Source organism: Companilactobacillus kimchiensis (assembly GCF_001438805.1).
GTDB classification, from domain to species: domain Bacteria; phylum Bacillota; class Bacilli; order Lactobacillales; family Lactobacillaceae; genus Companilactobacillus; species Companilactobacillus kimchiensis.
Genome location: NZ_JQCF01000047.1, coordinates 1 through 7471 on the forward strand (window position 1 = coordinate 1; position 7471 = coordinate 7471).

Annotated in this window: 9 protein-coding genes; 3 read left to right on the forward strand and 6 right to left on the reverse strand. The window is 35.6% G+C overall.

Features of this window, described 5'->3' with window-relative positions:
* Positions 1-46 precede the first annotated feature (46 nt).
* From IV57_RS12575 to IV57_RS12600, 6 genes are all read right to left on the reverse strand, one after another.
* Positions 47-727 (reverse strand): TVP38/TMEM64 family protein, encoded by a 681-nt coding sequence (locus tag IV57_RS12575; protein ID WP_057881873.1) that lies wholly within the window; start codon positions 725-727, stop codon positions 47-49.
* 97 nt (positions 728-824) lie between these two features.
* Entirely contained in the window at positions 825-1697 is an 873-nt protein-coding gene (gene scrK / locus IV57_RS12580; protein WP_057881874.1) for a fructokinase ScrK, read from the reverse strand.
* Positions 1698-1779: 82 nt separating this feature from the next.
* Positions 1780-2256 carry a nucleoside deaminase gene (locus IV57_RS12585; RefSeq protein ID WP_057881875.1) on the reverse strand — a complete coding sequence of 159 codons (477 nt, stop codon included), beginning with the start codon at positions 2254-2256 and terminating at the stop codon, positions 1780-1782.
* A 117-nt stretch (positions 2257-2373) separates the two neighbouring features.
* Entirely contained in the window at positions 2374-3987 is a 1614-nt protein-coding gene (locus IV57_RS12590) for a polysaccharide biosynthesis protein (RefSeq protein WP_057881876.1), read from the reverse strand.
* Positions 3988-4036: 49 nt separating this feature from the next.
* A complete protein-coding gene (locus IV57_RS12595; RefSeq protein WP_057881877.1) occupies positions 4037-4408 on the reverse strand; it encodes a DUF1304 domain-containing protein in 372 nt (123 codons plus the stop codon).
* A 102-nt stretch (positions 4409-4510) separates the two neighbouring features.
* Positions 4511-4825 (reverse strand): nucleoside triphosphate pyrophosphohydrolase, encoded by a 315-nt coding sequence (locus tag IV57_RS12600; protein ID WP_057881878.1) that lies wholly within the window; start codon positions 4823-4825, stop codon positions 4511-4513.
* 147 nt (positions 4826-4972) lie between these two features.
* Here IV57_RS12600 and IV57_RS12605 point away from each other — a divergent pair, with 147 nt between their 5' ends.
* The 3 genes from IV57_RS12605 to IV57_RS12615 all read left to right on the forward strand — a co-directional run bounded on the left by IV57_RS12605 (position 4973) and on the right by IV57_RS12615 (position 7407).
* Positions 4973-5326 (forward strand): hypothetical protein, encoded by a 354-nt coding sequence (locus IV57_RS12605; RefSeq protein ID WP_057881879.1) that lies wholly within the window; start codon positions 4973-4975, stop codon positions 5324-5326.
* A 132-nt stretch (positions 5327-5458) separates the two neighbouring features.
* Positions 5459-6937: an IMP dehydrogenase gene (gene guaB, locus IV57_RS12610; RefSeq protein WP_057881880.1), complete on the forward strand. Its 1479-nt coding sequence runs from the start codon at positions 5459-5461 to the stop codon at positions 6935-6937.
* A 137-nt stretch (positions 6938-7074) separates the two neighbouring features.
* Positions 7075-7407: a DUF898 family protein gene (locus IV57_RS12615; RefSeq protein ID WP_169790828.1), complete on the forward strand. Its 333-nt coding sequence runs from the start codon at positions 7075-7077 to the stop codon at positions 7405-7407.
* The last annotated feature ends 64 nt before the right edge of the window (positions 7408-7471 follow it).

The following is a 7471-nucleotide window of genomic DNA, read 5'->3' on the forward strand; positions in this document are numbered from 1 at the left end:
TTTATTTTGAGCAGAAAGAGCTATGTTATGTCCCTAACTCATTTTTTTAATTGTTGATATTTTGTTTGATACGTTGATCCCGACGAATGATCTCATATAATCCAAAGAGTAATAAGATCAAAGTAATTGTAGTTAAAACGGCCTTAGTATTTCCAAACAATAATTCATCACCACCAAAGGCATATAAAAATGAAACCGGCAATGAACCTAGGAAAATACAACTGGCTTTATTTCGCAAGGACATATGAAGTTCGAGGGCGGCGTAATTAACTAATAAGGTTGGTAACATTGGCACTGCATAGCCAATACTTAAACCAATGCGTGGGTGTTGCATATTTTTTAAACGATCGGCTAAAGGACGAAAACGACTTGGTCTAATTTTATGTGGAAAGCGACCGAGAATATAAATTGCAAAGAGATTACCCAAAACAGTTCCTACAACGTTGATACCAAAACCAGTCCAACGTCCGAAACAGACACCAGAAAGGACCGCGACCGCGGCAATGGGCATACCGGGAATGGCGGATCCAATCGCAATCACTGCCATAAACAAAACGGCGTTATGTTTGCCTTGATGGCGTAACAAATTGATTAGTGTTTTTCGGTCAAAGGCATAAGCAAAGAAGGTTTCGACTATTTCACGATAGTTATACCAAATAACGGCAAACAGACCAATTAAACCTAAGAGTCCCAATGTGATGAAAAAGATTTTGTGGTGGAGTTTCATTAAGATACCTCCAAAATGAAGTTTCTAGTCCAAACTTAGCATACCTAAACTAAAAAGTAACTAAAAAATCGCCAAAGCATAGGCTTTGACGAACAAATTAGTCTTGTAATTCACGAATAGCTAGAGCGAAGTCACCAAGAGTAGCGGAACCATTATTCTTAATTACCGGCATGGTAATATATTTATCTAAATCAGGAACCTCAACGTAGTCATTTAATAATTCTTTAAATTGAGTTCTTACTTTATCTAAGAAGGCCTCACTGACAACACCACCACCAAAGACAATCTTATCTGGACGAAGAATCAAAGTGGCCTGAATTGCTGCTTGAGCAACGTAATAAGCCATGATATCCCAAACATGATCAGTTAATGGAACATCTTTACCTGATTTACCTAAACGGGCGTCAAAAGTTGGCCCAGCAACTAATCCTTCTAGACAGTCGCCATGGAAGGGACAAATACCTTTAAAATCAAGATCATCAGGGTGACGTTTTAAGAAAGTATGTCCCATTTCGGGGTGTCCTATGTTACCGACAAATTTTCCGTCAGCAATGGCACCAGCACCAACACCGGTACCAATTGTGTAATAAACTAGTGAGTCGATTTTTTCGTTGGATAACGTTGACATAACGTATTCACCATATGCTGAACCGTTGACATCAGTTGTCCAAAACATTGGTATATCGAAATTCTCCTTCATTTTGCCAATAAAGTCAGTATCCTTCCAACCTGGTTTAGGCGTTGATGTGATATAGCCATACTTGGGTGAATTTTTACGTAATTCAATTGGTCCAAATGAAGCAATTCCCAAAGCCTCAATATCGAATTTTTTAAAATAATCGATGGCCTGTTGTAAAGTTTCCTCAGGTGTTGTGGTAGGGAAATGAATACTATCTTTGATTCGATAATCTTCGTCACCAACGGCACAAACAAACTTAGTTCCACCTGCTTCAATACTTCCTACTAGCATATTAATTTCTCCTCAATAAATAAAAGTAATCGTTTTCAATATTTAAACGATACTATTATTTATTTTTTGCGTCAAATTAAAATTAATAAATAGTATGTGAAGTATCATCTTTAAAATCGTTAAAAGCTTTAATAGTAGTGTCACGATCATGTTGTTGTAAATCAAGAACATTTTTATCTGTGAGACCGTTATTCATGAACTGATAGATGAAATCATCACGGAAACCAATGTTCTTGGCATCTTCCGCAGTATTACCGTAATAACAAGTTTTGATATTTGACCAAATAATGGCGCCTAAGCACATGGGACAAGGGTAAGCATTGGTGTAAAGTTCACAGCCGGATAAGTCATGAGTGCCCAATTTTTTACAAGCTTCTCTAATTGTGAAGACCTCACCATGAGCAGTAGGATCTTCATTAGCCAACACGTGATTGCGACCTTGAGCAATAATTACGCCATCTTTAACGATAACCGTTCCGAAAGGTCCACCAACTTGGGTTCCAACATTCTTTTGAGCCTCTTCAGCGGCTAATTTCATAAATTTTTGATTATATGCCATAAAAATACCTCCTAAATACGATTAGGGTCAGTATAGTTCAATTGTATTTCGCATAAAAATATTAGTAATTTATCATAAATAAAAAAGCTAAGGAAAATTTTCCTTAGCCAAGTTTAGTTAATAAATTTTAGTATCACGAATATCTTTTAAAATCTTTAGGGAACCATCTTTATAAGTTAAGAAGCCATAAACTCCAATTCCAATAATTCCGCAGATAGCGATATCGATAATTGCGCCAACTTTAGTTGCGTCAGAGATAACTTTTACGATTAGGAAGTTAGCAATGGCAACGACGATCAACATTATAATGCCATCAATCAAAATACGTAGTAATTTTTTACCAATATCTTGGTTGATAATCTGGAATTGTTTGTTGATCAGTCTAAAGGCAAAGTGTCCCATAATCATAAACGAAATTGTTGTAGCAACTACGGGGCCATAAACACCTAGGGTAACAGTCAATGGCAACTGTAGGACAATCTTGATCAAATAGGCTAAGGCTAGATAGATCATTGATTTTTTCATGTGATGAGTAACTTGTAAAATATTTTCCAAAATCATGAAGACACAATAGAAGAAAGCCTCAAAACAAGATACAATCAAAACTTTAGATCCCAGAATACTTTGGTTATAAAAGACAAAGGCGGTCCATAATTGACGACTAATGGCGATTACACCAAAGGTAGCAGGAATAATGATGAAGAGGGTAAATTGAACAATTTTTCGCATAAAGTTTTGAATTTCTTCATCTTTGACTTTCCGACTAACCATTGCTGATAAGGCCGGAATAACCGATGCTGAAACAGAAATTGCTAGAGAAACCAAAACCATGATGATCTTATTAGCTTGGAAACCAAACATCGCATAAAGATTATCAATCGTTTTTTGACTAGCATGAAGAATTAATTGATAGATCCAAGTAAAGGTTGTTTGATCAAACAATTGCAAGACAGTCATGATCGTATCAACTAATAAGAATGGAATGGCCGAACGTAGCATGGAGCTAAAGTTGATATCAGCAACTTCTTCATCAGGAACCGTGGTGGTTTGTTTAACGTCTTCAACAGTGACTGACTTACGAACTCGTACACGAATCCAAAGTAAGAAGATATAAGCTAAAGTGGCACCAATGAATGAAGCTAGAGTAGATTGATTAACTGCTGAAACATAGTTACCCTTTTGCAAGACCATGATTGTATAAGTAGCGTAGAGCATATAGGCGACACGGGCAATCTGTTCGATAACTTGTGAAAAAGCTGAATAGGAAATGAAGGCATATCCTTGGATATAACCACGTAAGATTCCTAGAGCAGGAATAATCAGCATAGCAATACTTAAGTATTTAATTGGCGTTACAACTCGCATATCACCAGCTGCTAACACGATTGCCACATATTTGGCTCCAAAGAACATAATGGCGGCACATACGATACCGACCAAAGTCATATAGATCGTATATTTTTTAAATAACTTCTCACTTTGATCAAAACGACCTAAGGCATTGTGGGCAGCAACTTCTTTAGAAATAGCCGAAGGAATACCTGCCGTGGCGATGATTAAAAACAAGTTGTAAATATTATAAACTTTACCGTACATCGCATTGGCAGCGTAAACAGCTACAGGTCCAATCCAAATATTCCAAGGAATAATATAGATAACGGCAAGAATTCTAGAAATTATTCCACTAATGGAAATCCATAGGGAACTTTTTAATAATGAATCTTTTTTCATTTTGTTTTCCATTCTTAATAAAATTACTTATATTATAGAAGGCTCTGATTTAGTGATAGAAAATTATAACGAAAATCAAGGCAATTAAAGCGGGTAGTCCTTGAAGATAAAGAATCTTCTTTGTGGCTGTGAAAGCTCCATATACCGCAACAACGATGATATAAAGCAACATTAGAATCAAAATTATTTTTAAAGTTGAGCCAGTGAAAAACAAGATCATCATCATAATCAAAACGCCAAACATACCGTTATAAATTCCTTGGTTAGATAGGGCCGTTTGGGCTTCTTTGGTTTTTACGAAATTAACGGGCATATCGAAGGCGTTCGCTTGAACATCTGGTTGGGCAAACATTTCGAGTGCCGCAATACCAACATGTTCCAAAGCAACCAATGCTACTACAAATAAAGTTAAAATTTGCATTGTAATCTTCTTTCTATTAAAAGTATAAGTACCATATTAAACTGTTTTGATTTGTTCTACAAATAGTATTTTTAGAACAAAAAAGAAGAATCATAAACTTTTTTACGATTCTTCATCAGGTTTTATCATAACAAATTTTTGGGTAAATTTACCTTTTTGATTGATTTTTGCTTGGCGAAGACTGTCCATTTCTTCATATGTGATTGATGCATCTTCTAAGATGGCATGGATGACTTCCTCAAGATCTCCTAGTTCATCGACAAGATTGGCCCGCGTACTAGCAGCTTTTACTTCGGTTGCTTCTTCAGTTATTTTGTCACGAAGTGACATACGATAGTCCTCATTTGAGAGAACTTCAAACTGGGCATCATCTGATGAAATAATATCGGGTATTTTATCCCGAACCAATTTTTTCATAATATTTTCCCCCTAAAACGTTCGTAGAGAAATCTTACCATGAAGAATTCAATCTACCAAATCAAAACTCACAAGCGCTTTATTTGATAACAATAATATTACCATGATATGATTTATTAAAATAAAAATATAAAAGTGTTGATTATTATGGATTTTACAAGTGTAGAGATTACGAAAATCTATGGCGGATTACTTTTACTTATTATAGCAGGAATAATTATTGTACTATTTATAAATGATTTTATTCGTAGACGAATGATACTTGCCTGTAATCGTATTTTGCAAAATAAAGAAAAGATAACCAAGTTGGCTGTTGATGGAAAAACGGCTGATTATTTGGCAAGAAATCAGAGTTATGAACTTTATCGGGTCGATGAAATCATATCAAAGAAGAACGATGTTATCAGATATCGATTATGTCTGAAGAAACGTAGTTTTGATTTTTATTTAAAAAAGAAAAATTTATTAAATTATAATGTTATTGCAATAAAAATGTATTGATGGGTCTGTCGTTATAACGATAGACTCCTTTTTTTCACAAACTTTGATTGACTATCACAAAAAAATCAGCTACCATGTTTATAAATTTTATCTACATATAATAGGTGAAAACGAAAAATCAGGAGGAATATCATGTCGGCATGGGATACAAAATTTGATAAAAAGGGCTTCACATTTGATGATGTTTTATTAATACCAGCAGAGAGTCACGTTTTACCAAATGAGGTAGATTTATCAGTACAATTAGCTAAGAATATTAAGCTAAACACTCCAATCTTGAGTGCAAGTATGGATACAGTTACTGAGGCACCAATGGCTATTGCGATGGCTCGTCAAGGTGGACTAGGTGTCATTCACAAGAACATGTCTATTGAACAACAAGCTGACGAAGTATCTAAAGTTAAGCGTTCAGAAAATGGTGTTATTATTGATCCTATTTATTTAACAGCTGACGATCAAGTTAGTGAAGCAGAGAGGTTAATGAGTACTTATCATATTAGTGGTGTGCCTATCGTTACTAATACAACCGATTTAAAATTGGTTGGTATCATTACTAATCGGGACCTTCGTTTTATTACTGATTATTCCGTAGAGATTGGGACGGTTATGACAAGTGAGGCTTTGATTACTGCACCTGTTGGAACATCGCTCAAAGAAGCTGAACAAATTCTTCAAGAACATAAGATTGAAAAATTACCATTAATTGATAAGAATGGTCGTTTAGGTGGTTTAGTTACCATTAAGGATATTGAAAAAGTTAAAGAATTCCCTAATGCCGCTAAAGATAAATATGGTCGTTTACTAGTTGCCGCTGCCGTTGGTGTTACTAGTGATACCTTTGAACGTGCTGAAGCTTTACTTAAAGCTGGTGCTGATGCAATTATTATTGATACTGCTCATGGTCATTCAGCCGGTGTTCTTCGTAAAATTTCACAAATCAGAGAAAGATTCCCAGAAGCAACTTTAATTGCTGGTAATGTTGCTACTGCTGAGGGAACGCGCGCACTTTATGATGCCGGAGTTGATGTTGTTAAAGTTGGTATTGGACCTGGTTCAATTTGTACAACTAGAATTGTTGCTGGAGTTGGTGTACCTCAATTGACAGCCGTTTATGATGCTGCCAGTGTGGCTCATGAATACGGTAAGACAATTATTGCTGATGGTGGTATCAAGTATTCAGGAGATATCGTTAAGGCTTTAGCTGGTGGTGGTAACGCCGTTATGCTTGGCTCAATGTTGGCCGGTACTGACGAAGCTCCTGGTCAATTTGAAATCTATCAAGGCCGTCGTTTTAAGACTTATCGTGGAATGGGTAGTTTAGCTGCTATGTCTCACGGTTCATCAGATCGTTACTTCCAAAGTGGTGTTAATGAAGCCAACAAGTTAGTTCCCGAAGGTATCGAAGGTCGGGTTGCTGCTAAAGGTGCCGTTGGCGATGTAATTTATCAATTGCTTGGTGGTTTACGTTCAGGAATGGGTTATGTTGGAGCACATAATTTAATCGAATTACAAGATGCCCAGTTTATTCAAATATCCAATGCCGGATTAAGAGAATCACATCCACATGATGTTACAATTACTAAAGAAGCACCTAACTATTCAGTAAAATAGAAAACAAAAAGAATAGTCAATTCTTGAAGATTTTCATTGAGATATTTCGTTAAAGAATCATCTGCAAAATTAATATTTGTGCGATGGTTCTTTTTTTGTGGAGAAGTATGACAATAGAGTTAAAGGGGATATTAAATATGCGAGAAAACGTTAGATCAAAACATGGAAGAAATTCATATTTTGATGGGGGATTATTGGAACTAATATTTATAAGTATTGGTGGAACAATCATGACTGTTTTTACTCTAGGAATATTGTATCCTTGGTCGTTATGCTTGGTTTATGGTTGGAGAATCAATCATATGGTGATTGATGGCAAGAGAATGCACTTTTCTGGAAGCGCCGTTGGGTTATTTGGAAATTGGATTAAATGGTTGGTATTATCAATAATCACTTTAGGAATATATTCATTCTGGGTTCAAATTAAATTAGAAGATTGGAAAGCTAAAAATACTAGTTTTATAAATTAAAAAAAAATACAGAGTAATAGTTAGCTTAACTTTCCGTCTTCCATAAAAATCGGAAATAAGGTGG

What these genes read in the sequence shown, in the direction of transcription:
- IV57_RS12615 (WP_169790828.1), top strand. Translation starts at nt 7,075, where the DNA reads ATGCGAGAAAACGTTAGATCAAAACATGGAAGAAATTCATATTTTGAT.
- guaB (WP_057881880.1), top strand. Translation starts at nt 5,459, where the DNA reads ATGTCGGCATGGGATACAAAATTTGATAAAAAGGGCTTCACATTTGAT.
- IV57_RS12605 (WP_057881879.1), top strand. Translation starts at nt 4,973, where the DNA reads ATGGATTTTACAAGTGTAGAGATTACGAAAATCTATGGCGGATTACTT.
- IV57_RS12585 (WP_057881875.1), bottom strand. Translation starts at nt 2,256, where the DNA reads ATGGCATATAATCAAAAATTTATGAAATTAGCCGCTGAAGAGGCTCAA.
- IV57_RS12590 (WP_057881876.1), bottom strand. Translation starts at nt 3,987, where the DNA reads ATGAAAAAAGATTCATTATTAAAAAGTTCCCTATGGATTTCCATTAGT.
- IV57_RS12600 (WP_057881878.1), bottom strand. Translation starts at nt 4,825, where the DNA reads ATGAAAAAATTGGTTCGGGATAAAATACCCGATATTATTTCATCAGAT.
- scrK (WP_057881874.1), bottom strand. Translation starts at nt 1,697, where the DNA reads ATGCTAGTAGGAAGTATTGAAGCAGGTGGAACTAAGTTTGTTTGTGCC.
- IV57_RS12575 (WP_057881873.1), bottom strand. Translation starts at nt 727, where the DNA reads ATGAAACTCCACCACAAAATCTTTTTCATCACATTGGGACTCTTAGGT.
- IV57_RS12595 (WP_057881877.1), bottom strand. Translation starts at nt 4,408, where the DNA reads ATGCAAATTTTAACTTTATTTGTAGTAGCATTGGTTGCTTTGGAACAT.